21 protein-coding genes and 1 tRNA gene are annotated in these 25,778 nt (G+C 62.7%); 11 read left to right on the forward strand and 11 right to left on the reverse strand.

Translation table 11 applies throughout. The features are described from left to right. From QM672_RS29045 to QM672_RS29065, 5 genes are all read right to left on the reverse strand, one after another. Nucleotides 1-1,432: sigma-70 family RNA polymerase sigma factor (locus tag QM672_RS29045; RefSeq protein WP_415086785.1), on the reverse strand; the 1,432-nt coding region annotated here is incomplete at its 3' end. A gap of 515 nt (nucleotides 1,433-1,947) precedes the next feature. After that, nucleotides 1,948-3,855: a DNA primase gene (dnaG, locus tag QM672_RS29050; RefSeq protein WP_415086787.1), complete on the reverse strand. Its 1,908-nt coding sequence runs from the start codon at nucleotides 3,853-3,855 to the stop codon at nucleotides 1,948-1,950. Nucleotides 3,856-4,055: 200 nt separating this feature from the next. Then, on the reverse strand, nucleotides 4,056-4,778 hold the full coding sequence (locus QM672_RS29055) for a hypothetical protein (protein ID WP_415086789.1): 723 nt from the start codon (nucleotides 4,776-4,778) through the stop codon (nucleotides 4,056-4,058). A gap of 196 nt (nucleotides 4,779-4,974) precedes the next feature. Then, nucleotides 4,975-6,294 (reverse strand): porin, encoded by a 1,320-nt coding sequence (locus tag QM672_RS29060; RefSeq protein WP_311934368.1) that lies wholly within the window; start codon nucleotides 6,292-6,294, stop codon nucleotides 4,975-4,977. Between the two features lie 502 nt (nucleotides 6,295-6,796). Further along, nucleotides 6,797-7,735 (reverse strand): LysR family transcriptional regulator, encoded by a 939-nt coding sequence (locus tag QM672_RS29065; protein ID WP_415086791.1) that lies wholly within the window; start codon nucleotides 7,733-7,735, stop codon nucleotides 6,797-6,799. A gap of 56 nt (nucleotides 7,736-7,791) precedes the next feature. On the opposite strand from QM672_RS29065, the gene QM672_RS29070 reads away from it, so the two are divergent. Then, nucleotides 7,792-8,718, forward strand: coding sequence for an NAD-dependent epimerase/dehydratase family protein (locus QM672_RS29070; protein WP_415086793.1), 927 nt, complete (start codon nucleotides 7,792-7,794; stop codon nucleotides 8,716-8,718). A 3-nt stretch (nucleotides 8,719-8,721) separates the two neighbouring features. Here the strand turns inward: QM672_RS29070 and QM672_RS29075 are convergent, their stop codons facing one another. Together QM672_RS29075 and QM672_RS29080 are read right to left on the reverse strand one after the other, a co-directional pair. Then, nucleotides 8,722-9,861 carry an alpha/beta hydrolase gene (locus tag QM672_RS29075; RefSeq protein ID WP_415086795.1) on the reverse strand — a complete coding sequence of 380 codons (1,140 nt, stop codon included), beginning with the start codon at nucleotides 9,859-9,861 and terminating at the stop codon, nucleotides 8,722-8,724. A gap of 75 nt (nucleotides 9,862-9,936) precedes the next feature. Next, nucleotides 9,937-10,398 (reverse strand): GatB/YqeY domain-containing protein, encoded by a 462-nt coding sequence (locus QM672_RS29080; protein ID WP_311934376.1) that lies wholly within the window; start codon nucleotides 10,396-10,398, stop codon nucleotides 9,937-9,939. Nucleotides 10,399-10,643: 245 nt separating this feature from the next. Here QM672_RS29080 and carA point away from each other — a divergent pair, with 245 nt between their 5' ends. The 7 genes from carA (at nucleotide 10,644) to QM672_RS29115 (ending at nucleotide 19,666) form a co-directional block, all read left to right on the forward strand. Further along, entirely contained in the window at nucleotides 10,644-11,843 is a 1,200-nt protein-coding gene (carA, locus tag QM672_RS29085; RefSeq protein WP_311934377.1) for a glutamine-hydrolyzing carbamoyl-phosphate synthase small subunit, read from the forward strand. A gap of 20 nt (nucleotides 11,844-11,863) precedes the next feature. Next, nucleotides 11,864-12,928 carry an extensin family protein gene (locus QM672_RS29090; RefSeq protein ID WP_415086798.1) on the forward strand — a complete coding sequence of 355 codons (1,065 nt, stop codon included), beginning with the start codon at nucleotides 11,864-11,866 and terminating at the stop codon, nucleotides 12,926-12,928. Nucleotides 12,929-13,347: 419 nt separating this feature from the next. Next, entirely contained in the window at nucleotides 13,348-14,217 is an 870-nt protein-coding gene (locus QM672_RS29095) for a LysR substrate-binding domain-containing protein (RefSeq protein ID WP_367625699.1), read from the forward strand. Nucleotides 14,218-14,683: 466 nt separating this feature from the next. Continuing rightward, nucleotides 14,684-14,902 (forward strand): hypothetical protein, encoded by a 219-nt coding sequence (locus tag QM672_RS29100; RefSeq protein WP_415086800.1) that lies wholly within the window; start codon nucleotides 14,684-14,686, stop codon nucleotides 14,900-14,902. 235 nt (nucleotides 14,903-15,137) lie between these two features. Beyond that, complete coding sequence (gene carB / locus QM672_RS29105; RefSeq protein ID WP_415086802.1) at nucleotides 15,138-18,443, forward strand: carbamoyl-phosphate synthase large subunit; 3,306 nt, start codon at nucleotides 15,138-15,140, stop codon at nucleotides 18,441-18,443. A gap of 122 nt (nucleotides 18,444-18,565) precedes the next feature. After that, nucleotides 18,566-19,039: a transcription elongation factor GreA gene (greA, locus tag QM672_RS29110; RefSeq protein ID WP_311934384.1), complete on the forward strand. Its 474-nt coding sequence runs from the start codon at nucleotides 18,566-18,568 to the stop codon at nucleotides 19,037-19,039. 144 nt (nucleotides 19,040-19,183) lie between these two features. Continuing rightward, nucleotides 19,184-19,666 (forward strand): hypothetical protein, encoded by a 483-nt coding sequence (locus QM672_RS29115; RefSeq protein ID WP_415086804.1) that lies wholly within the window; start codon nucleotides 19,184-19,186, stop codon nucleotides 19,664-19,666. Here the strand turns inward: QM672_RS29115 and QM672_RS29120 are convergent. Together QM672_RS29120 and QM672_RS29125 are read right to left on the reverse strand one after the other, a co-directional pair. Then, complete coding sequence (locus QM672_RS29120) at nucleotides 19,663-20,148, reverse strand: Lrp/AsnC family transcriptional regulator (protein WP_082979703.1); 486 nt, start codon at nucleotides 20,146-20,148, stop codon at nucleotides 19,663-19,665. The two genes, QM672_RS29115 and QM672_RS29120, sit on opposite strands and share 4 nt — an antisense overlap. Nucleotides 20,149-20,342: 194 nt before the next feature. Beyond that, the gene (locus tag QM672_RS29125; protein ID WP_311934386.1) at nucleotides 20,343-21,056 is read right to left on the reverse strand and encodes an SIMPL domain-containing protein; all 714 of its coding nucleotides are present in this window, start codon (nucleotides 21,054-21,056) and stop codon (nucleotides 20,343-20,345) included. Nucleotides 21,057-21,203: 147 nt separating this feature from the next. Between QM672_RS29125 and QM672_RS29130 the strand changes: the two genes are divergently transcribed. Next, nucleotides 21,204-21,279 (forward strand) — tRNA-Ile (locus QM672_RS29130). Nucleotides 21,280-21,318: 39 nt separating this feature from the next. Here the strand turns inward: QM672_RS29130 and QM672_RS29135 are convergent. Further along, nucleotides 21,319-22,215, reverse strand: coding sequence for a tyrosine-protein phosphatase (locus QM672_RS29135; RefSeq protein WP_415086807.1), 897 nt, complete (start codon nucleotides 22,213-22,215; stop codon nucleotides 21,319-21,321). A 441-nt stretch (nucleotides 22,216-22,656) separates the two neighbouring features. Here QM672_RS29135 and QM672_RS29140 point away from each other — a divergent pair, with 441 nt between their 5' ends. Both QM672_RS29140 and QM672_RS29145 read left to right on the forward strand, forming a co-directional pair. Then, nucleotides 22,657-23,304, forward strand: coding sequence for a cyclic nucleotide-binding domain-containing protein (locus tag QM672_RS29140; RefSeq protein ID WP_415086809.1), 648 nt, complete (start codon nucleotides 22,657-22,659; stop codon nucleotides 23,302-23,304). A 250-nt stretch (nucleotides 23,305-23,554) separates the two neighbouring features. Next, the gene (locus QM672_RS29145; protein WP_367625706.1) at nucleotides 23,555-24,448 is read left to right on the forward strand and encodes a DMT family transporter; all 894 of its coding nucleotides are present in this window, start codon (nucleotides 23,555-23,557) and stop codon (nucleotides 24,446-24,448) included. Here the strand turns inward: QM672_RS29145 and QM672_RS29150 are convergent, their stop codons facing one another. Beyond that, nucleotides 24,449-25,465 carry a substrate-binding domain-containing protein gene (locus QM672_RS29150; protein WP_311934390.1) on the reverse strand — a complete coding sequence of 339 codons (1,017 nt, stop codon included), beginning with the start codon at nucleotides 25,463-25,465 and terminating at the stop codon, nucleotides 24,449-24,451. Between the last annotated feature and the right edge of the window lie 313 nt (nucleotides 25,466-25,778).

Below are 25,778 nucleotides of genomic sequence, written 5' to 3' on the forward strand. Positions count from 1 at the left end.
CGCGGCGGTACTCGAACTTGTCGACCGCCTTCATCAGGCCGATATTGCCTTCCTGGATCAGGTCGAGGAACTGCAGGCCGCGATTGGTGTATTTCTTGGCGATGGAGATGACGAGGCGCAGATTGGCCTCCACCATTTCCTTCTTCGCCTGGCGGGCTTCGCGCTCGCCCTTCTGCACCATATGCACGATCTTGCGGAACTCGGTGATCTCGAGCCCGGTCTCGGTGGCGAGGTTGTGGATGTCCTCGCGCATCGTCTTGATGGTCTCGAGCTCGTGGGCCACGAACTCCTTCCAGCCCTTGGAGCCGAGCTTGGAAACGCGCAGGATCCACTTGGGATCGAGCTCCGAGCCCTGATAGGTCTTCAGGAAGTCCGTCCGGTCGACGCGATAGCTCTCGGCCAGGCGCATCAGGCGGCCTTCATAGCTGATCAGGCGCTTGTTGATGTCGTAGAGCTGCTCGACCAGGGCATCGATACGCGCCTGGTTCAGCGAGAGGCTCTTGACGTTGACGACGATCTCTTCCTTCAGCTTCTTGTATTTGCGGTCCTGCGACGGCGAGAGCGAGCGGTTCTGCAGCCGGCTCTCGACATTCACGTCCTGCAGGCGACGCAGCTTCTTGTAGTCGTCGGCGATGCGATCGAAGGTCTCGAGCACCTTGGGCTTGAGCTCGGCTTCCATGGCCGAGAGCGACACGTTGTTCTCCATGTCGTCTTCGTCCATGTCACCGTCCATCGGCGGCAAGGCGTCGTCGTCCATCTGCTGCTGCTCGGCCTCGCCGGCCTCGGCCTCGCCTTCACCCGCCACTGCCGGCGGGTTCTTGCCGTCGGGGCCGGCATAGGTCGCTTCGAGGTCGATGATGTCGCGCAAGAGAATCTTGCCGTCATTGAGCTCGTCGCGCCAGATGATGATGGCCTGGAAGGTGAGGGGGCTTTCGCAAAGCCCCGCGATCATCGCCTCGCGGCCGGCCTCGATGCGCTTGGCGATGGCGATTTCGCCTTCGCGGGACAAGAGCTCCACCGTTCCCATCTCGCGCAGATACATGCGCACGGGATCGTCGGTGCGGTCGGTCGGTTCCTTGGCCGTGGTGGTGGAAGCGATCGCGCGCGAAGAGGTAGTGGCCTCGACGAGGTCGCCGCCTTCGGCTTCCTCCTCCTCGGCCTGGGCAGCCTCCTCGTTCTCCTCGTTCTCTTCGTTCTCGACCACATTGATCCCCATTTCGGAGAACATGGCGAGCACGTCCTCGATCTGGTCACCGTCGACCTGATCGGAAGGCAGGACGTTGTTGATCTCTTCATGCGTGACGTAGCCACGCTTCTTGGCGCGCTTGATCAAGGCGCGAACCGCGGCATCCGACAGGTCGAGCAAGGGGCTGTCCTGGCTCGGCGCTTCGGTGTCCGGCGTTTCTTCCTTGTCAGCTTCCTTTTTCGCCATCGTTGCTTTCCCTCACTCGCTCAAAGCAGGATTTCGCAGCTCGCCCCGCCGGGTAGAGCTCTGAAATCCTGCAATACGTCCCTGCCGGTCCGAGCCCGGCGATTGCCAATTCTCCGGGACCACAGATTTTGGTCCGCAAGCACTGGCGCATCCGCGCACCCTGTGCCAAACCCGATATGGAAATTCTCAGATTCGCCTGCCGGCGCGTCCGAGCAATTCCGAACAACTTCAAGGCCTTGGCACCCGATCTTGGTATCGGGTGGGAACCCTGGCCCAAAACCCTGCACTTCGCGGGAAGTTCCCGCCTACCCGGACCGTTCGCCAACACCAAAAAGGGCAGCATCCGGTACCCGGAGCCACCCGACTTGTCGCCGCCTTGCTCCAGCGCCCTGGGAAAGACCTTCGATTCGCCCATGCAACGCCTTGCAGCAACTGCCAGAATCGAAATCCAGTTCCAGGAACTGGCGCTATCACTACCGGGGTAATGGCTAATCCGCCGTTAACCCTGACAGCTCCTACACGGCTCGCGAAGTCCGCCCGGACGAAGCTCCAAACCCCTCGATCGTTGCCTCGGTTCCTTCCATCGCGGCGATCTGTGCCTTGATGTCGGTGAGCCGAGCCCAATTCTCTTCGGTGAAGTCCTGATCCATGGCCGCCTGGGCGAGCCTGAGTTCCTTATGTAGCGTACGATTCTTATGATGCAAGGCCACTGCATGCACGAATCCGTCCCGAACGTCGGGAAACGCGGCGTCCCGTCGCACCCAAAAGTGGGTTGGACCGCTCAAAGCGGCGATATGGGCAAGCAAACGTTCGAATCCCTGCAGCATCAGCTCTGCTTCGAGCGCAACTGATTCGCGCAGGCCGTGCGCCACGCAGTCGACCAAAGCCTGGCGCAGGCGGCTCGCCTCGACATTCTCGAATTCGAGCCCTGCCAGCAATTCGCAATGGTCGTCGAGCAAATAGGGATGAGCGACCACGACGGCCAGGATGAGGGCCTCGCGCGCGGGAATGCTGCCATGCCCACCCCGCATGCGTGCACTTTCCCTCACCGCGGGTGTCACCAGATGCGTGGCCTGCGATGTTTCGCGCCGGCCGCCGCCCTGGCGCCACGCCCGTTGCGGGCCGCCTGCAAAACCGGATTGGGCGGCCCGGGCCGGGGCAAAGAAGCTGCGCAGGCGGTTGTCCATGTCCGCGCGATAATGCTTGCGCACCGTTTCGTCGCGGATCGGCGCCAACGCATCCATCAGCTTGCGTTCGAGTGCGGCCCGCCGCTCCGGCGTCGAAAAGTCACCACTCTGTGTTTCCCGCTCCCAGAGAATGTCGGATAGGGGAAGGACACCCTGCAGGACTTCCGAAACGGCCGTGGCACCCGAACTGCGTACCAGTTCGTCCGGATCCTGCCCGCCCGGCAGCAGCGCGAATTTCAAGGTCTTGCCCGGTCCGATCTGCGGCAGCGCCACGTCGACGGCGCGGTAGGCGGCGCGCCGGCCGGCCTTGTCGCCATCGAAGCACAGCACCGGTTCCTCGCTCATGCGCCAGAGCAGGTTGAGCTGGTCTTCGGTGAGGGCCGTGCCGAGCGGGGCGACCGTATGCCCGAAGCCCGCCACGCTCATCATGATGACGTCGACATAACCTTCGACCGCGATGACGCCGCCCTTCTCATGGGCGGCCTTGCGGGCACGGTGATGGTTGTAGAGGCAGGCGCCCTTATGGAAGAGCGATGTCTCGGGCGAGTTGAGATATTTGGCGGATGCCTCCTTGTCCATGGCGCGGCCGCCGAAGGCGATCACCTTGCCGCGCACGTCATGGATGGGGAACATGATGCGGTCGCGGAAGCGATCATAGGGGACCTGGATGTCCTCGCCATGGATGAGCAGGCCCGCTTCGATCATGGCATCGCGGTCGACACCCTTGCCGGCGAGATGATCGCGCAGGGCGAATTTCTCGTTCGGCGAGTAACCGATCCCGAATTCGGCCTGGATCGCCGGCGTCAGGCCGCGATCGGCGAGATAGCCACGGGCAGCGGCGCCTTCCCGCGCCTGCAGGCGGGACTGGAAGAAGGTGGCGGCAAGCTCCATCACCTCATGCAGCGAGGCGCGCTGTTCCTCGCGGCGGACATCCTCCACCGTCATCTTGGGCAGGGTGACGCCCGCATCGTTGGCGCAACGCTCCACCGCTTCGGGGAAGGAAATGCCCTCGACCTCGCTCAGGAAGCGGAAAATGTCGCCATGCTTGCCCGAGGAGAAGCAGTGATAGAAGCCCTTCTGGTCGTTGACATAGAAGGACGGCGTCTTCTCGGCGTTGAAGGGCGAAAGGCCGCGCCATTCCCGGCCCTGCTTCTTGAGCTTGACGCGCCTGCCGACCACCTCCGACACGGGCAGCCGGGCACGGATCTCGTCGAGCAGGGAAGGCGGGTATTTCATGGGCTCTTATGTGAGGACGATGGCGACCGACGCAAGACCCCTAATCTAGCACGGAAGGCGTGAGTCGAATCTTTCCCCATTGTCCTCAGGCCACGCCCTTGCGCCGAGCCGGAAGGGAGGACCGAAAGTTGCTCGCTGCGTGTGCCGATCTGAGCGAAGCCCACCCCGAACACAAAAGCAGCCATTTCCAGCGCCGTCGCTCAGCTCATCGCCTTTCCGGATGTCCTGGGCACGAGGATGCGTTCGCGTGGCGCCACCATCAGGAAGTCCTTGGCCTTCTGGTAGTTGGTCGTCTCCGTCCTGAACCAGCTCTGGGCATAGGAGGGTGCGCCGGGAACGTGGACCGGTTGCAGCACCAGGCGCGTTTCGGGCTGAGGCGCCTGCAGATTGACGGCGGCTCGATGCACGCAGTCGGTGGCGCGCCCGGCGCCGGGATGCCAGCGATAGAGGTTTTGGCACCAGACGTCGACGAGCAGGACACGGGTTCCGTTGCGGACTTCCTCGCCCATGCATTGCCACTGAACGTTGAGGGCACCGGTGGCGTATTGCCAGTCGATGTTCTGGAAATAGAACTGCTTGACGGCAACGGAACCCGTCAGGCCCACGCTGCCTTGCTTCCGGACCTCGGCGGTCATAATGCTGGCATTGACTTCGCGAAAGATGCAGCCGCGCACGCCCGGATCTTCATTCAGCAAAGTCCGCACTGAAAACGGCATAGGCGTTCCCGAGCCTTGCAGGTAATGGTCGAGATATTGCTGCGCCCGGCCTCCGGGGCGCATCTTCTGTTCTTTCGCCAAGGTCATGATCTTGAGATCAGACCAGGTTTCGTTATGGCCGGTCAGCTTGCCGCGGAGACGAACGCTACTGCAGGCCAGGTCTATCGCGGTTTTGGAGTTCGACGTCTCAGAGGAGGTTTCGGACATCAAGTTGACTCTCTTGAGCTGACGTTGAGATCGAATTCGGCCAAGGAATTTACAATTGCAGCACTGAAGCAGTCCCTTGGGGTATCCGCAAGTAGGACGATGTCCTGGTGTAGCGACCGCTGTTCGGAGCCAGCAAAGCGAAAGGGCCCGGCTCGCGCCGGGCCCTTCTTGCAACAGTTGAACGCGACAGGCTGGATCAGAAGGTGCGCTTGATGCGCACGCCGCCGGTCCAGAAATTGGATTTGGCGTCGGCCACTCGCGAAACGGTGTTGGGGGCGGTTCCCGTCGTCCACACCGTATTGTCGATGTCCTGGTGAGTGTATGTGACTTCACCCGTGATCGTCAGGCCCTTGACGATGGTGTAGGTGAGATTACCCGTCAGCGAATATTCCTTCACGCCGAGGTCGCCGCCGAGAGCGCTGAACTTGTCATAGGTGGTGTCGATATAACCACCGACCAGGTTGAACCCCCATTGTGGTGTGAAGTTGCCGCCGAGTTCGGCGGTCACCGACCAACCTTTGCCGCCATCGAAGCTGCCATTCGAATTGATGAAATAGTCCTGACCCTTGGTCTTGGTCGAGGAAATGCCGAGATAGTCGAGAGCACCGTCGGCATACTGGCCTTCGATCACCAGATGGCCTTTGTCGAGGGCAGGGATGTTAAGCAGCAAGCTGGCGCCGACCGCATAGCCCCAATTGTTTTCGCGCGGGATATAGTTGGCATTCGTCGGGGGGACAGGCACGCCGTTGGAATCGACGGCCGTCGCCGAACGATATTGATGAGCGGCAGCCTGGACGGCAATCGAACCCCAGTCCTGCTTGAAACGGACTTGGCCGACGACGTCGGGCACTTGCTGCCCGCCTTGCATGGTGCTGCGGAATGCGTTCTGACGATGGTCGCGACCATCTTCGATCGAGAGCGTCGCCGAGAAACCACCGCCGAAGTCGGCGGTATAGGCCAGAAGATTTACGATATTCGACTGGGCGTAATAGGGACCCCACAAGGTGTTGCCATATTCGAAGTCGTAGAAGCCGAAGTAAGAATGCGCGTAACCAGCCGTCAAACCACCGAACTGCAGATAGGCGTATTTGATCGAGAAGGTGTTGCCGGAGGTGTCGCTGTTGACGTTCCAATTGCTCGGGATCGGGCGGCTGTTCGCGCGGAGCTGGAAGAAGGAGCGCAGCAGGCCATATTCGGTCTGAGTGCGAGCGTCGAAGGAGATACGAGCCTCGGTATTGAAGGCGCTGGTGTGGTTGTTGCGAGTCTGCTTGTAGCCGTTCTCGGCCGTCCGGCTATCACCGCTCTGATTGTAGAAGCGATAGTCGGCGCGAATCTCGCCGCCGATCTTGAGGCAGGTGTCGCTGCCGGGGATGTAGAAGAAGCCGGGGCCGAAGGCGGAGCAGACCTTCACATATTCGACGGCTTCCCCCTTGGTCATGGGGAGGTCGGCGGCCTGGGCGGTGGCAAGGGCGGCAAGGCTGGCCGCGGCGCCGAGGAGGAGAGATTTCATCGTCATCTGAAGGCTCACTGAGCAAATTGGATTGAGTGCATCGGGCTGGCTCGTTCCGGCGTCGGGGCCCGGTCAATTCGCTCGAAAGGCGAGACGACGGCCAGGCACCCGCCGAACGGGAACCGAGGCGTCTTTGCGGAATCTTCAAAAGATTCACAATTGAAAATACAACTTTTGATTGGTGTGACGTATTTATAACTAGGAAGTGTCTCTAAAAAGCCACATATAGTTTTATGACAATTTTATGAAATACTTATTCTTTGAAATAAATATTTGTAATATCTGTGTATATGCATAAAATTTATTTATAGAATTCAAAATAATTCTAGGTAATCAAGAAAAAGTCAGAGGCTTGGAGAGCCGTTCTCGCCAAGTCTGGATCGGGGCGGCCCTCTTCTAGACAGGATGCGTTCTCGGCGTGCACGCATCCGTTACGCCATGATGCTGAAAAACGTCCATGGGTTGTATTTCGCAGCCCCTGGTTGGAAGCCGGAGCCTTCAGCAAGGTTTATGCCGCCATGTCGGCGGCAACCTCTTTGAATATTCCCCGCAGCCAGGCGAGCAGGCGATCATGCTTGCGGGATGCGTGCCAGACCATGGTGACCTTCAGATCGGCTGGCTCGAGCGGGGGCTCGAGCAGAACGAGACCGAAGGCTTCCGCGAATTGCCGGGCGAAGGCGCGGGAAAGCACGGTCACCATGTCGGTGCGGGCAACGGCCAGCAGGGCCGAGGTGAAATGCGGCGTGGTCAGACCGATGCGCCGTTCCAGGCCCGCCGCGGCCAACGCCGCATCCGCCTCGGTGCTGCCGTCGCCGAAGACAGAGACGGTGACATGGGTGAGGGCGGCATAGGCGGCTAGGCTGGGCGGCCCGTTCCGCGCGGCGGGATGATCGCGTCGCATGATCAGCGCGAGGCGATCGTCCATCAGCATCTCGCTGTGGGTCCCGGCCGCGAGCGGGTAATTGGCCAGGGCGAAGGTCATGTCGATGTCACCGCTTTGCAGGCGATGGGCGATATCCGTGCCGATCGGCACGGCCCGCAGGTCGATATGGGGGGCTTCCCGGAGCAACCGCGCCATCACGCCGGGAAAGAGCAGGGTTGTCAGCGAATCGACCGCCGCGATCCGAAGCGTGCGGCGCTCGGTGGAAGGATCGAAAAGCGGTTCGGTGACGAGGGCGCGGATATCGGCCAGGAGTTCCTGCACTTGCGGCGCCAAGGCTTCGGCACGTGCCGTCAGTACCATGCCCGCGCCCGAGCGTAGCATCAGTTCGTCGCCGAACAAATGGCGCAGGCGATCGAGCGCCCGGCTCATCGCCGGCTGGCTGAGCCCGATCTCGCGCGCCGCGCGGCTGACGCTGCGCTGGGAGAGCAGGGCGCCGAGGGCTGTCAGCAGGTTGAGATCGATCGCCTTCAAATGCATGTCACGCATATATTGGATATAAAGCATGCATTGGAATTATGGTATAGCCGTTGCTAGCATCTCCTCATCAAGGAGAACGCACCATGCCTGCCAAGATCATGATCCTGGGCTACGGGCCCATCGGCCGCGCCGTTGCACGCCAGCTGTCGGATGCGGGACGCGAGGCGCTTGTCGCCCAGCGACGCGAGCCCGCCAATCTGCCGTCCGGCGCACGGTTTCGAGCCTGCGATGCTCTCGACCGAGCCAGCCTGACTGCCGCGCTTCGGGGGCGCGATGTGCTGATCTGCACCATCGGCCTCGCCTATGACGCGGCCATCTGGGAGAGGGACTGGCCCCGGCTGATGACCAATATGCTGGCAGCCTGCGAGGCGAACGGCGCGCGTCTGGTCTTTGTCGACGACCTCTATATGCACGGTCCCCAGCGCGGGCCGCTCCACGAGAACACCCCCCTCGATGCCCCGGGCCGCAAGGGCAGGGTGCGCGCCGCCATTACACGACAGTGGCAGGCAATGAGCGCGGTGAAGACCGCGGCCTTGCGGGTGACCGATTTCTACGGTCCCGGTGTGGTGTTGTCGGTACTCGGCCAGGAGGCCATCGGTCGTCTGGCCGCCGGCCGCGCCGCACAGCTGGGCATCGCCGCAGACGAGCCGCACGCCTTCGCCTATGCGCCGGATGTCGCTACGGCGGCGATCCTGCTCGCCGATGCGGCGGATGACGCCTATGGCCGGGCCTGGATCATGCCCTGCGCTCCGGCGCGCACCCCGCGCGCGGTGATCGGCATGGCCGCCGCCGCGCTCGGCGTGAAGCCGCGCTTGCAGGCGCTTCCGGGCTGGCTGCAGAAAGTGATGGGCCGGTTCGTGCCCTTTCTCGGGGAGTGGACCGAGACGTCCTATCAGCACGACCGTCCGTTCCTGGTCGATGGCAGCAGTTTCGAGCGCTATTTCGGCTTCCGGCCGATGCCGCTCGAACAGGGCATCTCGGCCACCGCCGCCAGCTTCCGAAAATCTTGAATCTCACTGCCCGACGATGGCTTCGCCCAGACGCAAGGGGGTTTGGAGCAGGGTGCCGGCCGTGTTGACGACGAACAGCCCGGTTCGGGAGATCGGATTGCCGCGCGCAGCCGCCGCATCATTCTTGGCCATCTGATTCAGGGAAGGCAGCAGCCCGACGAACTTGCTGTGATTCATCGAATCCAGGCTCTTGGCGTCCGACATGTCGATGACCCGCAGGCCGTAATGGGCAATGGCCTCCTGGGCCTTCTTGTTGTCGATCAGGACATTGCCGACGCGCGGTACGTCGCCCGCCAGCCGCTGCGAAAAGCCGAGGGCCCGGTCATCGCGCGAAATCGCGACGGTGATGGGTTGATTCAGCTTGCCGATGGTGTCGAGCTGGGTGCGGAAGACGTCGATGTCGATATCCGGCGACATCAGGAAGACTTCGCCGAGCTTGGGCAGGAAGGCCGAGTTGCCGCGGATCCTGGCTTGGCGGAGGGTTTCCACGGCCAGCCAGTTGCCCATCGAATGTGCGATGATGTGGATGCGCCGCACCCCTGGCGTGCGGGCGAGGCCGTTCAGGGTGGTCTCCAGATAATCGCGCGAATAGGTGGTGCTCTCGCGATCGGCGACATAGCCGGTCAAGGTCCCGAGCGAGGGCCAGGCGAAGGCGACCACGGCACCGGGGAAGCCGCTGTCCTTCTCGAGTTGGGCAACCCGATAGACGGCTTCCTGGTAGTTGGTGTTATAGCCGTGCACGAAGACGATGACTTCGCCGGTGCCCTTGGTGTCCTTCACCACCGCCGCATCGAAGCGAGCCTGGTCGAGGGGAGCCGAGTTGGTCACCACGAAGTTGACGGCCGGATTGCCGGGAGGTTTCTTCGGCCATTCGATATTGCCGACGGCATGGTTGGGTGGCACCGAGATCGTGTAGGCCTCATAGCTCAGCCCGAAATTGCGCTTGGCGGTGAAGTCGCGCTTGTCGGTCTCGGAGCGCTGGCGGGTGGTGGCGACCAGGATGTTGACGGGCGTGCCGATACCGGCCGATGCCGAGACCGGATGCAGCATCAACGCACCGGGCCGGTCGGCGCAGGACGCCAAGCCGGCCAGGGCAAGCAGGATCACCGAAAACCGAACCAGGAAGCGTGGTGAAGGCGCCATGCCGGCCTCATCGTTGCAGCGGCCGGCAATCTAGCGGGCGCATCGGTCTCGGAAAAGTCCAGAGTTTCGACGTCCTTAACCGCCGAGCGCTTCCTTGACCAGCGGACTGGTCTTGCCGAAATCCATCTGGCCGGCGAAGCGCTCCTTGAGCACGGCCATGACCTTGCCCATGTCCTTGACGCCGGCAGCGCCGATTTCGCCCACGACGGCGGCGATGGCGGCCTTGGTCTCGGCCACGTCCATCTGCTTGGGCAGGAAGGAGGAGAGCGTCTCGATCTCGGCCTTGCTGGCTGCCGCCATTTCGTCGCGGCCGGCCTTTACGGCGGTCTCCAGCGTTTCGTGGGCCTGCTTGATCATCTTCTGCAGCATCGACAGGATCTCGGCTTCCGGGATCTTGCCGTCATGCTCGCCGCCACGAGCGGCGATGTCACGATCCTTCAGCCCGGCCTGGATCATACGCACGACCGACAGGCGAGCCTTGTCGCCGCTCTTCATGGCGTCCTTGACGGCGGTGGTGAAATCGTCACGCAGAGACATGATGCCCTACCTTTCTTGGAATCAAAATTGTTCACCGAGCGGCACGTGGCAGCGAAATATTTGGTGGTATCACCTCAAATCATTGAAAATGCTGATGATTTCGAGTGTGTCCAAGGGTTGACGGCAAGCCGTCCGCCCCCTACTTTCCGCCGCGACTGCCGGGCGGAGCCGAGTATGCCGCCGCCATTCATCCGGCACTTAAGATGAAAATGACCGTCACACAAGCGAGCGCAAGGACTAGACAGATGGAAAATGGCTGGGCGGAACCCAAGGCAACCGCGCTCCTGGTCCTCGCAGACGGCACCGTGATCGAGGGCACCGGGCTCGGCGCCGTGACGAAGGCGGCGGGTGAATTGTGCTTCAACACCGCGATGACCGGCTATGAGGAAATCCTCACCGACCCGTCCTATGCCGGGCAGATCATCACCTTCACCTTCCCCCATATCGGCAATGTCGGCGTCAATGACGAGGACATCGAGACGGTCAACATGGCCTCTTCCTCCGGGGTGAGGGGCGTGGTGCTGCATGCGCCGATCACCGAGCCTGCCAATTACCGCGCCAGTCGCCATCTCGATGCCTGGCTCAAGGCCCGCAACATCGCCGGCATTGCCGGCATCGATACCAGGGCGCTGACGGCCCGTATCCGCGAGGGCGGCATGCCCAATGCCGTGCTTGCCTTCGATCCCGACGGTAATTTCGACGTCGAAGCCCTGAAGCGCGAGGCCGCCGGCCTGCCCTCGATGGACGGTCTCGACCTGGTGCCGCCGGTGACCACGGCCCAGCGTTTCGACTGGGACCAGACCACCTGGGAATGGTCGCAGGGCTTCGGCAAGCAGGACGCTCCGCAATACAAAGTCGTCGCCATCGATTATGGCGTGAAGCGCAACATCCTGCGCCTGCTGGCCGCGGCCGGCTGCGCCGTCACCGTGGTTCCGGCCACCACCCCGGCCGAGGAGATCATCGCTCTGCAGCCGGATGGCATTTTTCTCTCCAACGGCCCGGGCGATCCGGCCGCCACCGGCGAATATGCGGTGCCGGCGATCAAGACGCTGCTCGAAAAGGACATTCCGATCTTCGGCATCTGCCTCGGCCACCAAATGCTCGGCCTCGCGCTCGGTGCCCGCACGGCCAAGATGAAGCAGGGTCATCACGGGGCCAACCACCCGGTCAAGGATTTCACCACCGGCAAGGTCGAGATCGTCTCGATGAACCACGGCTTTGCGCTGGATCGCGACAGCCTGCCGGCCGGCGTGATCGAAACCCATGCCTCGCTGTTCGACGGTTCCAATTGCGGCATCGCCGTCACAGGCAAGCCGGTGTTCTCGGTGCAGCACCATCCCGAGGCGTCACCTGGTCCACAGGATAGCCACTACCTCTTTAAGCGGTTTGTCGAAAACATGGCGTCTCGCCATGGTGTTGCCGCAGTTGCGCAACACAACGCCTGATCGCAATCGGAGCAGTGTGCATGCGAGCAAGCGTCGCCTGTCTCTTCCTGGTGGTTTCTTGCGCCACTGCGTCGGCGCAATCGGCAGACGGGGCTCTGGTTCCTCTGCCGGATTACTTTCAGAAGAGCATCGCCGCGGCGAACGCCAAGCCGTTGCCGCCCCTCAGGCCCAAGCCCAATCAGATGCGGGCCATCCGGGCTTCGACCGGGTTGGAGGGCCTGCCGGACCTCATCGTGCATGGCGGCGTACCCACTCCGCCGGAGCGTCCGCGCCCGAATGACTCTCCCGTGGTGTCGGCCTATGCCGCCGACACGCCCTTGCCGCCGGAGCGTCCGGATACCGATATCGACATGGCAGGGCCGGAGCCCGATGGAGCATCGACCCAGGCCGATGCCACGCCGAATGCCAAGCCCGACGCAGCCTTGCCGCCAGGGACCTTGTCACATGCCTTCGTGCCGCTGCCCGTACGCCGGCCCGGTGGTATCGATGACCGCATGACCACCAATCCAGGCGTCAATGCGCCGCCGCCGGAGACCAAAGTCGCCATGCTCGGCGGCATGCCGGGGGCGGGCATCGCCATCAGCAACCTGGCGCGCGCCGTGCCGGAAGCGGCAATTGTGAAGGGGGCCTGCAGTGTTGCACAGCCCTATCGCCTGATGGCGCTGGGGCCGAGCAGCCGCACCACACTGGTGCCGGCCGCGACCGTCGACTACGCCATGGTCAATGGGCTGGTGCGCTGGGAAGCGGGCATGCAGGCCGCCGCCAAGCAATATCTCGGCGAGAATGTCGTCGCCATCAAGGTTGCTGCGTCCTATGTCTGCCGTGGCATGAACAATATTCGTGGCGCCAAGCTCTCCGAGCACGCCAAGGGCAATGCCATCGATATTTCCGGCTATATCACGGCCAGTGGCAAGGAAATCACTGTCCGCCATGATTTCAAGGGCGGGGGCGCCAAGGCTGCCTTCCTGAAGCAGGTGCATGGCGTGACCTGCGGCGTGTTCCAGGTCGTGCTAGGCCCTGGCTCGGATGGCTACCATGAGGACCATTTCCACATGGATCTCGGCCGCTGGAAGAGCTGCCGGTAAGACCCTCTTCTTTTCTCCTCGACGCTCCCGGCCGGCCATTATCGACGGCCGGCCTTCAGCCGTGAAGGCTGGCGGCCTTCGCGGTGTCCGGGCATGACGGCAGCGGTTCGGCGCGGGCCAAGGTCATGAACCTGGGGAGGCGCGCCATGAGCGGGGCTTTCGTTCGCCTGGGCGGTTCGCTTGCTTCTCGATGGGCCAGCCGGCCCTCACCATGCAGCGTTGTTTGTGGCGACAGAGCAAGGCTAAGGCCCCTAGTCAGGCCTGCAGTCAGATAAGAATCAATCATGATGAACGCCTCCTCGCCGGTTGTGAAAATCCGGTGGAATAGCGCTTATTGTCCGGAAAATTCTGGCATTCGACAAACGAGTTCGGCTTGAATATAGTGCCTCACTCATGAGTTTTACTTGTGAGTGAAATGCATGGAGACGCTGCCCTCCCTTCCGGCTTTGCGCGTGTTTGCCGTGGCGGGCAGGGCGCTCAGCTTCACGCGCGCCGCTCAGACGCTCAACGTCACCCAGGCCGCCGTGTCGCATCAGATCCGGGTGCTTGAAGACCAACTCGGCGCGAAGCTGTTCCAGCGTACCACCCGCAGTCTGCAACTCACCGCCGCCGGACAGCAATTGCTGCCGGCCGCCGTCGCGGCCTTCGGTGAACTCGAGCGGGCGGTTGCCGGCATCAGGCGCGCGCAGAGCCTGCTCTCGATCACCACCACACCCTCCTTCGGCGCCCGCTGGCTGGCACCGCGCCTGCCGCGTTTTGCCGAGCTCCACCCGGACATCGAGGTTTCGGTGCGTCATACCGAGACGCCGCTGGATATCGTGGCCGAGGGGATCGACCTTGCCATCCGGGGCGGCCTCGGCAAATGGCCTGGCCTGACGGCGGACTTGATCGGTCCCTCCGTCACGCTACCGGTGGCTGCGCCGGATTATGTCGAGCGCTTGCGTCTCGTCGAGCCGGCGGACCTTGCCCGGGCGCGATTGCTGCATGACCAGGACCGCAGCGATTGGCGGGAATGGCTGGCTGTTGCGCATCTCGATCCGGCTTTGGCGCAGTCCGGACCGACCTTCGACGACGAGAACGTGCTGATCGAACTGGCGCTCGCAGGGCAGGGGGTGGGCTTGGTCGTCGGCAGCGTGGTCGAAGGCCTGATCCGCCAGGGACGCCTGGTAGCGCTGTTCGATCGGCAGGTCACATTGGGGTATGGCTACTATCTTGCCTATCCGCCGGGCGCCCTGGCGTTGGCCAAAGTGGCGGCCTTCCGGCGCTTCGTGTTGGCGCAGGCGCGCTGAGGGCAGGACATCGTATCCGCTCTCCACCTCCTGCAAGGCGACCGCGCTCCCCAGGATCTACCTCGGCCTTACCTGCAGTTCAGTGCCTTGACCGGTTGCCCTGGCTTCGCCGGTTCTGAGCGAGAAGCGTCCCTGCTGGTCGGTGCTGGTGAATGACGAGCGGCTTGGCCGATGCGAATTGGTCACCCGGATCTGTGCTCCAGCGACAGGACAGCCTTCGTCGAGAAGCACGCCTGTCATGCTGGACCGGTCCAAGGCGGGTCATCCTGCGGGACGGCAGGCCACCAATGCCAGGGAGCAGGCAAGCAGGGTAAATCGCGGCCCGATCATGCAAAATCTCCACAACTGGAACGTGGCAGTCACCGGTGTGAGGGGGATGATGGCGAAATGGGGCCGTTTTTCAGAATGACGTCGCGTCATCATCGCTTATGATCCCGAACACGATCCCATCCCGAAAGGAGGGCCGATGGCCTGGACCTTGATTCGCCTACTCCTTGCCGCAGTGGTGCTGGGGATGCCTCCGGCGGCGCAGGCGGAAGAATCCTGCCACTCCCTGACCCAGCGCGGGGGCAAGGTGATCGATAGCTATGTCATGGACTTCGGTCCGCGCGACAAGCTGTATGTCTATATCCTGCGCATGCCGAGCGGCCAGACGGCGAAATGCACGTCGCAAAAGCCGCTGTAAGGGCGGGTCGAACCTTGGATTTCCTCTTGCAACCGTCACTTTCCGCAACAGTCCGCAAACGGCCCCTTTCGCAAGACGCCAAAATGGTTTAGTCGGTCCGCTCGATCCGCCGCAGCCTGACTCAATCGGTCCGAACCGCGTTCGGGCCGATTGAGTCAGGCTGGAGCCATGAATTCTTGGCCGTGGAGTTCCCTCCGCGGCTTTTTCATGCCGGCCCTCCCAAATCGGACGAGCGATGCCAAAACGTAGCGATATTTCCTCCATCCTGATCATCGGCGCCGGCCCGATCGTCATCGGCCAAGCCTGCGAATTCGACTATTCGGGTACGCAAGCCGTCAAGGCCCTGCGCGAGGAGGGCTATCGCGTCATCCTGGTCAATTCCAACCCGGCCACGATCATGACCGATCCGGACCTGGCGGATGCGACCTATGTCGAGCCTATCACGCCCGAGATCGTCGCCAAGATCATCGAAAAGGAGCGCCCCGACGCGCTCTTGCCGACCATGGGTGGCCAGACGGCACTCAACACCGCGCTGAAGCTTGCCGAGATGGGCGTCTTGGAGAAGTTCGGCGTCGAGATGATCGGTGCCGACGCCGACGCCATCGACAAGGCCGAGGATCGCGAGCGCTTCCGCGAGGCGATGACCAAGATCGGCCTGGAGACGCCGCGTTCGCGCCTGGCCCACAGCCTCTCCGAGGCGTTGGAGGCGCTGGACTATATCGGCCTGCCCGCGATCATCCGGCCCTCCTTCACGCTGGGCGGCACGGGCGGCGGCATCGCCTACAACAAGGCCGAATTCATCGACATCATCGAGCGCGGCCTCGACGCCTCGCCGACCACCCAGGTCCTGGTCGAGGAGAGCGTGCTCGGCTGGAAGGAATTCGAGATGGAGGTCGTCCGCGACAAGGCGGACAATGCCATCATCGTCTGCTCGATCGAGAATATCGATCCGATGGGTGTGCATACCGGCGATTCCATCACCGTCGCGCCGGCGCTGACGCTGACGGACAAGGAATACCAGATCATGCGCAACGCCTCGATCGCGGTGCTGCGCGAGATCGGGGTCGAGACCGGCGGCTCCAACGTGCAGTTCGCCGTCGATCCGGCCACGGGCCGCCTCGTCGTCATCGAGATGAATCCGCGCGTGTCCCGTTCCTCGGCGCTGGCTTCCAAGGCCACGGGTTTCCCGATCGCCAAGGTCGCTGCCAAGCTCGCCGTCGGCTATACGCTCGACGAGATCGAGAACGACATCACCGGTGGCGCGACCCCGGCCTCCTTCGAGCCGACGATCGACTACGTCGTCACCAAGATCCCGCGCTTCGCCTTCGAGAAGTTCCCGGGCGCCGAGCCGATCCTCTCCACCGCGATGAAGTCGGTCGGCGAGGCGATGGCCATCGGCCGCACCTTCCAGGAAAGCCTGCAAAAGGCGCTGCGCTCGCTCGAAACCGGCCTCAACGGCCTCGATGAGATCGAGATCGAGGGCCTTGGCCAGGGCGACGACAAGAATGCCATCCGCGCTGCGCTCGGCAAGCCGACGCCTGACCGCCTGCTCAACATCGCCCAGGCCATGCGCCTTGGCCTGTCCGACACCGAGATCCACGGCGTGTGCAAGGTCGACCCCTGGTTCCTGGCCCAGATCCGCGGCATCGTCGAGACCGAGCAGAAGGTGCGCGAGATCGGCCTGCCCAAGACGCCGGGCGCCCTGCGCTCCCTCAAGGCGATGGGCTTTGCCGATCGGCGCCTCGATGCGCTCGCAGGCGTTCCGGAAGGAACGGTCAAGAACCGGCGCGCCGAACTCGAGGTGCACCCCGTCTTCAAGCGCATCGACACCTGCGCCGCCGAATTCGCCTCGCCCACCGCCTATATGTATTCGACCTATGCGCCGCCCTTCGTCGGCGCGCCGGCCGACGAGGCCGACCCGTCCGACCGTAAGAAGGTCGTCATCCTCGGCGGCGGTCCCAATCGCATCGGCCAGGGCATCGAGTTCGACTATTGCTGCGTGCACGCCGCGCTGGCGCTGCGCGAGGACGGGTTCGAGACCATCATGGTCAACTGCAACCCGGAGACGGTCTCCACCGACTACGACACCTCGGACCGGCTGTATTTCGAGCCGCTGACCGCCGAGGACGTGATCGAGATCCTCGACCGCGAACGCGCGAAGGGCACGCTGCACGGCGTCATCGTGCAGTTCGGCGGCCAGACGCCGCTGAAGCTGGCGGCTGCCCTGGAGGAGGCCGGCATTCCCATCCTCGGCACCACGCCCGACGCCATCGACCTCGCCGAGGACCGCGACCGCTTCAAGCGCCTGCTCGACAAGCTCGGCCTGCGCCAGCCCAAGAACGGCATCGCCTATTCGGTCGAGCAGGCCCGCCTGGTCGTTGCCGATCTCGGCCTGCCGCTGGTGGTGCGCCCCTCCTATGTGCTGGGCGGGCGCGCCATGGCGATCATCCGCGACGAGGTCGCCTTCGACGACTATCTGCTCGGTACCTTGCCGCAGATGGTGCCGCCCGAGATCAAGACGCGTTATCCCAACGACAAGACCGGCCAGATCAATACGCTGCTGGGCAAGAACCCGCTGCTGTTCGACCGCTATCTCTCCGATGCCGTCGAGGTCGATGTCGACGTCCTGGCCGATGGCAAGGACGTCTTCGTCGCCGGCATCATGGAGCATATCGAGGAAGCCGGCATCCATTCCGGCGATTCGGCCTGCTCGCTGCCGCCGCGCTCGCTGAGCCCCGAGATCCTGGCCGAATTGGAGCGCCAGTCCAAGGCGATGGCCCTGGCCCTCGATGTCGGCGGCCTGATGAATGTGCAATACGCCATCAAGGACGGCTTGATCTACGTGCTCGAAGTCAATCCGCGCGCCTCGCGCACGGTGCCCTTCGTGGCCAAGGTGATCGGCGAGCCGATCGCCAAGATTGCCGCTCGCGTCATGGCCGGCGAGAGCCTGGCTTCCTTCAACCTGACGGCGAAGAAGCTCGATCACATCGCGGTCAAGGAAGTCGTGCATCCCTTCGCGCGCTTCCCGGGAGTCGACACCGTGCTGGGACCCGAGATGCGTTCGACCGGCGAGGTCATCGGTCTCGACCGGGACTATGCCGTGGCCTTCGCCAAGAGCCAGCTCGGCGCCGGTGTCACCGTTCCCTCCGGCGGCACGGTGTTCGTGTCGGTGAAGGAGAGCGACAAGCCGCGCATTCTCGATTCGATGCGGCTGCTTGCCGATCTGGGTTTCACGATCGTCGCCACCGATGGTACGCAGCAGTTCCTGGCCGGCCACGGCGTCGAGGCCACGCGGATCAACAAGGTCTTGGAAGGGCGTCCGCACATCGTGGACGCCATCAAGAATGGCAGCGTCCAGCTCGTGTTCAACACCACGGAGGGAGCCCAGGCGCTGGCGGATTCGCGTTCCTTGCGACGCGCCGCCCTCTTGCATAAAGTCCCATATTACACCACTCTCTTCGGAGCGGTGGCGGCTGCGCAGGGGATCAAGGCCAATAAGGGCGGAGATCTGGAAGTGCGGGCGCTGCAATCCTACTTCTGAAGGAGGCGCCTTCGCCCATCGGGGCGAGGGTACCGTAATATTGCAAATTCGATATGTCAGCCGCGCCGGGGAAGTCCGTCCGGCGCGTATCTTTTTTGCGTTTGGAAAGAGAAGACGAAGCTATGGACAAGATCCCGATGACGCCGGCAGGCCATGCCGCGCTCGAGGCAGAATTGAGGGAACGGCAGCAGATCGAACGGCCGCGCATCATTGCGGCGATTTCCGAGGCCCGTTCCCATGGCGACCTTTCCGAGAACGCCGAATATCATGCGGCCAAGGAAGCCCAAGGCCACAATGAAGGCCGCGTCGCCGAGCTCGAGGACATCCTGTCGCGCGCCGAGGTAATCGACATTACCAAGCTGTCCGGCGACACCGTCAAATTCGGGGCTCATGTCACGCTGATCGACGAGGACACCGAGGAAGAGAAGACCTATCAGATCGTCGGCGAGAGCGAAGCCGATGTGCGCTCCGGCAAGATCTCGATCGGCTCGCCGCTTGCCCGCGCACTGGTGGGCAAGAAGATCGGCGTTTCCGTCGAGGTCAACACGCCCAAGGGCCCCAAGGCCTATGAGATCGCCAACGTCGCCTGGCGCTGAGCCGCCTGCCGATCTCAGACCCTGTCGACACAATGCGCCGCATCCCACCGGATGCGGCGTTTTGCTGTGTGGTCGCGCGAATTTGCTTCGATTGGCGGCGCGACGCATTCTATAGACAGTGAATATCGTGAGCAGGAGGCTATCATGACTTCGGGACGTGTCGGGCGCAGAAGCTTCCTGGCCATGGTTGCCGGTCTGCTGCTCACCGGTTGCGCCACTTCCTACGCCGACAATCCGGCCATTCCGGTCATCCGCCGGGTGCAGGTCAGCGGGAGCGGCAATCTCTGGCTCCAGCGCATGCCGCCTTTTCTGCAGCGCAATCTCGTCCGGCAGCTCGGCTCGCGCTACCAGCCCGGTGCAAAGGGCGGCGCGACATTGTCGGTGGCGCTTACCGACATCAGTTTTCCCGTGGATTCGGATGGCGGCCTGATCAGCTTCGACAGCGTCGACACGCTCGATGGCCGTGTCACGCTCTTGTCGTCATCGGGCGGCGTGATCAAGAGCTTCCCGCTCTTTGCCACCACGAGCTCGGTGGATGCCGCTCCTGAAGTGCCCGACCCGACGCCGCGCCGCTATGATTGGCTGGCGTCCAGCTACGCACATTGGCTGCTGAGTAAGCTGGTTTAGGCCCCTTCGCTCACGTCGAGTTCGAGGGGGACGATCGGATCGTCCTTGATGGAACGCAGAGTCAGCGCCGTCTTGACGTTGCGCACGGCTGGCCCGGCCGTCAGCTCGGCCACGAAGGCTTGGAAGGAGCGCAAGTCCTTCGCCACGCATTTGAGCACGAAGTCGACGTCACCGGACAGCATCCAGCATTCGCGCACCAAGGGCTGATTCTTCACATAGGTTTCGAAGGACTGCAGATCCGCCCCCGCCTGCGAAGTCAGGTTGACCATGGCGAAGATGGTGATCTCGTAGCCGAGCGAGGCCTCGTCGAGCAGGGTACGATAGCCCTTGATCACGCCGGCATCTTCGAGGGCCCGCACGCGCCGCAGGCAGGGAGGCGCTGAAATGCCGACGCGCTTGGCCAGTTCCACATTGGTCATGCGGCCATCGGCCTGTAGTTCCTGCAGGATTTTCCAGTCAACAGCATCAAGGCGTGCGCGCACGATAAGCTTTCCGATTAACAGCGGTTACGCCGTCCTAAACCGGGGAGAACAGTCAAGCAAGCATCTTTGTTACCCAATCGACCTTGCTGCGTGAAACAAACTTGCGTGTGCGGAAAATCTGCCGGGCCAGCATTGCAGCAGATGCACTGCCGGCCCGTGGAATCTTGTCCGATACTGGGAGGAGGTATGAGGGATCAGTCTTCCAGCTCAAAACGCGCGGATACGGTGACGTTCAGCGTGCTCTCGCCGGACTCGATCGGCACCGAATCCTGCACCGCCTTGGCGCGATAGAGACCGCCGCCGATCGGGCCGGTATTCTCGCTCAGATCCACCAGCTTGCCCAGGCGCAGGCCGGAGGCCTTGGCATAGATCTCGGCCTTGCGCCTCGCATCGTCCAGGGCGGTCTTGCGGGCGCCATCCAGCAGCACCGACTGGTTGGAGACGATGAACTGGATGCCCTCGATGCTGTTGGCGCCGGCGCTGACAGCCTTGTCGAGGATGTCGCCGAGCTTGGGCAGGTCGCGTAGCGTCACGTTTACGGTGTTGGAGACGGTGTAGCCTGCAATGGTCGGGCCATCCTCGGAACTTGACGAGAACTTGCTGTTCTGGGGGCTCGCCGGCTGCACGCTGAAGCCCGAGGTCTGCAAGTCCTTGGCATCGATGCCGGCTGCCTTGAGTGCGGCGAGGACCTCACCGGTTGCCTTGGAATTGGCGGTCAGCACGTCGCGTGCCACCTTGCCCGCACTCTGTACGCCGATGCTGACATAGGCCAGGTCAGGCTTGGCGCCGACCGTCGCCTCCCCGTTGATGGCGACCACGCGCTTGAAATCCTCGGCTTGAGCGGCGCCGAGCGCTCCGGCCAGCAGCAGGGCGGCGAGGGCGGGGCGGGCGACGAAAGACGGTAGCATCGGTGAACTCCAGTGAAGAAAATTGCGGTCGGAACCTTGCAATCGAAGGCGGCGGGATGATGACGGGCTTGCGGCGGTCATCGCAATTGCGGATGCCGATTGAACCTGGGCGAGACTCTGCCTATAGATGCGGCGTCTGGCACAGCCGGGCCTGTAGCTCAATGGTTAGAGCCGGCCGCTCATAACGGTCTGGTTGGGGGTTCAAGTCCCTCCGGGCCCACCAGACCTCCACGCAGGAATTTGCTGGTCCCGTGGCTGCCAGTCAGCGCCGGTCGGTGGTGCCCCCGCTCGCCGTGGCCAGCGCGGGGCGCGGTTCGTGTCCGGCCTTGTTCAGCCATTGGGCGAACTCCTCCCAGGTCCTGTCCATCGCATAGCCTGGCAGGAAGGGCAGGGACAGGTGCCCGAAGAAGGGCGATAACTGGGCATGCGCCTTTTCGCGGCCGGCCTTGGCGATCGCAGCGACGTAGAGAGCGGCGGCAAGGCCGGTGCGATCGGCGCCGGACGCGCAATGAATCAGCAACGGCTTCGGTGCCTGTGCCATCAGGGCGATGAGCTGCTCGGCTTGTTCCCGGCTTAGTTCTCGCTTGGCCGACATCCGGAAATCGATGTGATGAATGCCGAGTGCCTTCGCATCGGCCACCTCCCGGTCGTACCAGTCCTGGCCCGGATTGCTGCCGCGCAGATTGATGATGGCCCTGATGCCGTAGCGCTGGACGTTGATCGACATCGTGGCGCTGCCGAGTTGGGCAGAACGATAGACCTGTCCGCGAATCACTGTGCCGAAATTGCCCCAATAGAGCAGCACTCCGACATAGATCGTCACGGCTGAAATGCTCCAGAGCAGCGCCCTGGCAAACCATCTGCCGGCCCGGCTGCCTCCCTTCGCCCGTGCAAAAAGGAAGCGCGGAAGCAGGTAGCGCAGGGAGGATCCTGGGTTGTGCCGGACATGCTCCTTCAATCGATAGTAGGACAGCAGCAGCGCGAACAGGATCGACAGCGATGCAAGGGCGATGGAGCGGTCCGTACTAATTTTCTCATAAATTGATGCCCAAAATGCCGTAATTATCATCAGGATTATTAGAATAAATGAGATAATATTGTCAAAATTTTTAAATATATCTTTGATTATCTCCCTTGCTATCACAAAAAATGGCGACATTGTGTTCTTCCTGGGGGTGAGTTAGAGAGATTTGTGTGCTAACTGAGCAGGGCATTGGGTAAAAAATGCAGCCGGCAACAAATCTATACTTCTGATTATTATTGCAGGGACATTGCGCGCTTGTGTCGGTGGTGCACGCATGGGGAGATGAGATCGCTCCAGACGGATGTCGGCCGACGCAAGGCCGAACGCTGTAGGCCGGCATCCCGGATGGGAAGAGGTTCAACTGGGTTGTGGCGAGGAGGTGCCCTCCAATGCCTCAGGGCAGTCAGATCACGGCTTGGCGTAGGACAGGCCTTGCCCAGGCGCTGGTTGCGCCTGGCCTCGGTCATAGCGGCTGACCCGTGCAAGGGCGCACAGCAATTGGACGGCAAACGCACCATGTCGACGCCGTGGTTGGCGACGTGATGCGCCAGCCGATCTTTCCGTCCTGGTGCTGAAATGTTCTTCGAAATCGTCCGGCTCGGCCTGATCCATGCCGCCGCCCTCATTGCCGTCGCGGCGCTGACCTGTCGCGACCAACTGGTCTTGCGCGCCCTCTTGGTCGTTTCGACCCTGCTCTACATCCTCTATTATCTGGTCGTGCCCGAGATCATGCTGTGGGATGCGCTGTTCTGGACGGCGGTCAATCTGGGCGTGAATCTGCTGATGATGGCCAGGCTGGTCTTTGCTCGCACCCAGTTTCGTCTCAGTGCCGAAGAGCGCCGGCTGTTCGCCGCCCTCGGCGGCCTGTCGCCGGGCGAGTTCCGCTCCTTGATGAAGATCGGTCATTGGCGACGCAGCGAGGGCAACCACACGCTCTTGCGCGAGGGGGAAACGGTCGAGAAGGTCTATTATGTGCTCGACGGCAGCTCCCATGTGATGAAGGCTGGGCGCAGCTTGGTTGTCGGGCCGCAGTCCTTTATCGGCGAGGCCGGCTTCCTGCGCCGCCAGCCCGCTTCGGCCACCGTGACGGTCGAACCGGGTGCCTGCTATGTCGAATGGCCGGTCGCAGCCCTCAACGCCCTGCGTGTGCGCCGCCCGCTGATCAAGGTCGCGCTCGACGGCCTGCTCGCTTCGGACATGGCGGCGAAGATGGCTGCGGCCTGATGCCCCTGCATGCTGCGCAAGATTGCCTCTTTCCGCCGCCCGCCGATATTGGTACGACAAATGGCGATCCGCTGGGTGAGGGCGATGCCCGGCGGACGCCCGGACCGCATCAGACACCATGCCACGCGCCTGGAACGCTTTGCGAATTGACGGACTCGGCAAGACCCGCAAAGACGCCTTGAACCAAGGAGTTGGAGCACAACGCGTTCATGGCTGAACGCGTGGCGCTCCGGCAGGAAACGAGACCGAAATGACTACCCTCCGCCGGGCCGGCATCGGGACCACAAGTGTCGGCATGGGCATCGCGCTCTATCTCATCGGCGTGTTCCTCTTCGCCTTGAACGATGCCCTCGGCAAATGGCTGGTCGCCGACTATTCCGTCGGTCAGTTGCTGCTGCTGCGCTCCGTCGGCGCCGCCATCGTCCTCGTGCCGATGGTCTGGCACCTGAAGGTCGATCTCTTCGATTTCGGCCAGTGGCGGCTCCAGGTCGTGCGGATCCTGTGCATGGCCGGCGATACCTTCTGCTTCTATTTCGCCACGCGCAGCATGCCGCTCGCCGATGTCATGACGTTCTACATGGCGGCACCCCTGATCATTACCGCCTTGTCGGTTCCGCTGCTCGGCGAAAGGGTTGAGCCGTTCCGTTGGGGCGCTGTGATCGTGGGCTTCATCGGCGTTCTGGTGGCGCTGCAGCCCTCGGCGGAACTGTTCTCCTCGGCCTCGCCCATTGCTCTCGTCGGCGCCATCATGTTTGGCTTGGCGGTTACCGTGACGCGACGCCTGCGGCGCACGCATTGGCTTCCCCTCGTGGTCTGGCAGTTTGCCGGTGCGGGTGTCATCGGCGCGGCGACGATACCGTTTGCCTGGGCCACGCCGGGCTGGTTCGATCTTGTCCTGATGTTCCTCGTCGGCATCGTTGCCATGGTCTGCTTCATCTGCATCACGCGTGCCTTGGCCATGGCGCCGGCTGCGATGCTCGCTCCGTTCCAATATTCGGCCATGGTATGGGCGACGCTGATGGGCTGGATCGTCTGGCGCGATGTGCCGACACTGCCGATCCTCATCGGCAATTGCATCATCATCGGCAGCGGATTGTTCGTCTTCTATCGCGATCGCGCCACCGTGTCGGCGCCAGCCGAGTAATCAGGGTGCGGGGGGCACAGTAGAGCCGCGGAAGACGAGATCGACCGGCCAGATCTCCGCGGCGGCGGTGGGATCGGCACCGTTGGCCAGGGCCATGGCGATCTCGGCGACACGGACGCCGGCGGCATGGATGGAAGAGAAGGTGGTGGTGAGGGCCGGCGTCAGCGTTTCCGGCCTGATGGCGTCGAGGCCGTCGTCATGGGCGATCAGCGACAGATTCTTTCCGACGATCCGGCCTGTTTCCCGGGCGGCCCGCATGGCCCCCAGAGCGAGGAAGATCGACGAGCAGAGCAGGGCGGTCGGTGGGTCTGATAGCTCGAACAGGCCTCGCGCCATGCGATAGCCGTTCTCTTCCGTCATGCGGGCGCCGCCTTCGAGTTCCGGAGGGGCGGCGAGGCCCCGAGCTGTCAGCGCCCGGCGCCAGCCTTGCGAGCGATGCGTGGCGAAGGTGAAGCGCAGATTTTCGTTGAGCAGCCCGATCCGGCGATGGCCCAGATCGATCAGCAAGGTGGTGGCCTTGTGGAAGGCTCCTTCATTGTCGATGTCGAGATAGGGATAATTGAGGCCGGTCTGCGTGCGCCCATGCACGACCAGGGGCATGCCCAGCCGTTGCAGCATCGCGATGCGCGGATCGTCGATCGTCGGTGAGGACAGCAACAGGGCGTCCACCGAGCGCACGCGGGCAAGGCGCCGATAAGTGCCCGCCTCGTCGCCCTGGGCGGAAGAGACCAGCACGTCATTGTCGGATCGAGAGCACTGGGTGGCGACGCCGGCGAGAAAATCGGTGAAGATCGGATCGAGCAGCATGTTGCGCTCGGACGAGAACACGATGCCGATCGCTCCCGCACGGCCGGTGGCGAGTTTGCGGGCGCTGGCGTTGGGGCGGTATTGGAAGGTCTCGGCCGCCTCCAGCACACGCTTGCGGGTCGCCTCGCCAACTTCCGGAAAGCCGTTGAGCGCGCGGCTGACAGTCGTCTGGGATAGGCCCAGATGCTGTGACAGTTCCTTCAAGTTCACCGCAACGTTCCTTCCAGGCCTTCTCGTTTCTCTCGATGAACAGAGGCAAGCTTGTCATGCCAGGGATCGGGGAGAAACGCTCGTCGGGCACGGCAAATATCTCGCGATACTGCATGCCCTTCCTGGTAGTCTCCCGACCGCAAGCAGCGACCAGAATGCATTTGTTCATTAAAGCGCTTTGGACTAACGCTTTCTATTATTTTTTCTGAGTCAGCTTAATTCTTTTCCGTCAAATAGGTAGCGCAGCCGCCACATTTACCAGGAAATTCACAAGTTTCTCACTCAATCGCTCAAAAGGCATCAACGGCTCTGA

This window comes from Labrys sp. (in: a-proteobacteria) (genome assembly GCF_047605565.1).
GTDB classification, from domain to species: domain Bacteria; phylum Pseudomonadota; class Alphaproteobacteria; order Rhizobiales; family Labraceae; genus Labrys; species Labrys neptuniae.

Bases quoted from the DNA above. Each gene is read 5' to 3' on its own strand.
- dnaG (WP_415086787.1), bottom strand. From the start codon at position 3,855: ATGAAATACCCGCCTTCCCTGCTCGACGAGATCCGTGCCCGGCTGCCC.
- QM672_RS29055 (WP_415086789.1), bottom strand. From the start codon at position 4,778: ATGTCCGAAACCTCCTCTGAGACGTCGAACTCCAAAACCGCGATAGAC.
- QM672_RS29060 (WP_311934368.1), bottom strand. From the start codon at position 6,294: ATGACGATGAAATCTCTCCTCCTCGGCGCCGCGGCCAGCCTTGCCGCC.
- QM672_RS29065 (WP_415086791.1), bottom strand. From the start codon at position 7,735: ATGCTTTATATCCAATATATGCGTGACATGCATTTGAAGGCGATCGAT.
- QM672_RS29070 (WP_415086793.1), top strand. From the start codon at position 7,792: ATGCCTGCCAAGATCATGATCCTGGGCTACGGGCCCATCGGCCGCGCC.
- QM672_RS29075 (WP_415086795.1), bottom strand. From the start codon at position 9,861: ATGGCGCCTTCACCACGCTTCCTGGTTCGGTTTTCGGTGATCCTGCTT.
- QM672_RS29080 (WP_311934376.1), bottom strand. From the start codon at position 10,398: ATGTCTCTGCGTGACGATTTCACCACCGCCGTCAAGGACGCCATGAAG.
- carA (WP_311934377.1), top strand. From the start codon at position 10,644: ATGGAAAATGGCTGGGCGGAACCCAAGGCAACCGCGCTCCTGGTCCTC.
- QM672_RS29090 (WP_415086798.1), top strand. From the start codon at position 11,864: ATGCGAGCAAGCGTCGCCTGTCTCTTCCTGGTGGTTTCTTGCGCCACT.
- QM672_RS29095 (WP_367625699.1), top strand. From the start codon at position 13,348: ATGGAGACGCTGCCCTCCCTTCCGGCTTTGCGCGTGTTTGCCGTGGCG.
- QM672_RS29100 (WP_415086800.1), top strand. From the start codon at position 14,684: ATGGCCTGGACCTTGATTCGCCTACTCCTTGCCGCAGTGGTGCTGGGG.
- carB (WP_415086802.1), top strand. From the start codon at position 15,138: ATGCCAAAACGTAGCGATATTTCCTCCATCCTGATCATCGGCGCCGGC.
- greA (WP_311934384.1), top strand. From the start codon at position 18,566: ATGGACAAGATCCCGATGACGCCGGCAGGCCATGCCGCGCTCGAGGCA.
- QM672_RS29115 (WP_415086804.1), top strand. From the start codon at position 19,184: ATGACTTCGGGACGTGTCGGGCGCAGAAGCTTCCTGGCCATGGTTGCC.
- QM672_RS29125 (WP_311934386.1), bottom strand. From the start codon at position 21,056: ATGCTACCGTCTTTCGTCGCCCGCCCCGCCCTCGCCGCCCTGCTGCTG.
- QM672_RS29135 (WP_415086807.1), bottom strand. From the start codon at position 22,215: ATGTCGCCATTTTTTGTGATAGCAAGGGAGATAATCAAAGATATATTT.
- QM672_RS29140 (WP_415086809.1), top strand. From the start codon at position 22,657: ATGTTCTTCGAAATCGTCCGGCTCGGCCTGATCCATGCCGCCGCCCTC.
- QM672_RS29145 (WP_367625706.1), top strand. From the start codon at position 23,555: ATGACTACCCTCCGCCGGGCCGGCATCGGGACCACAAGTGTCGGCATG.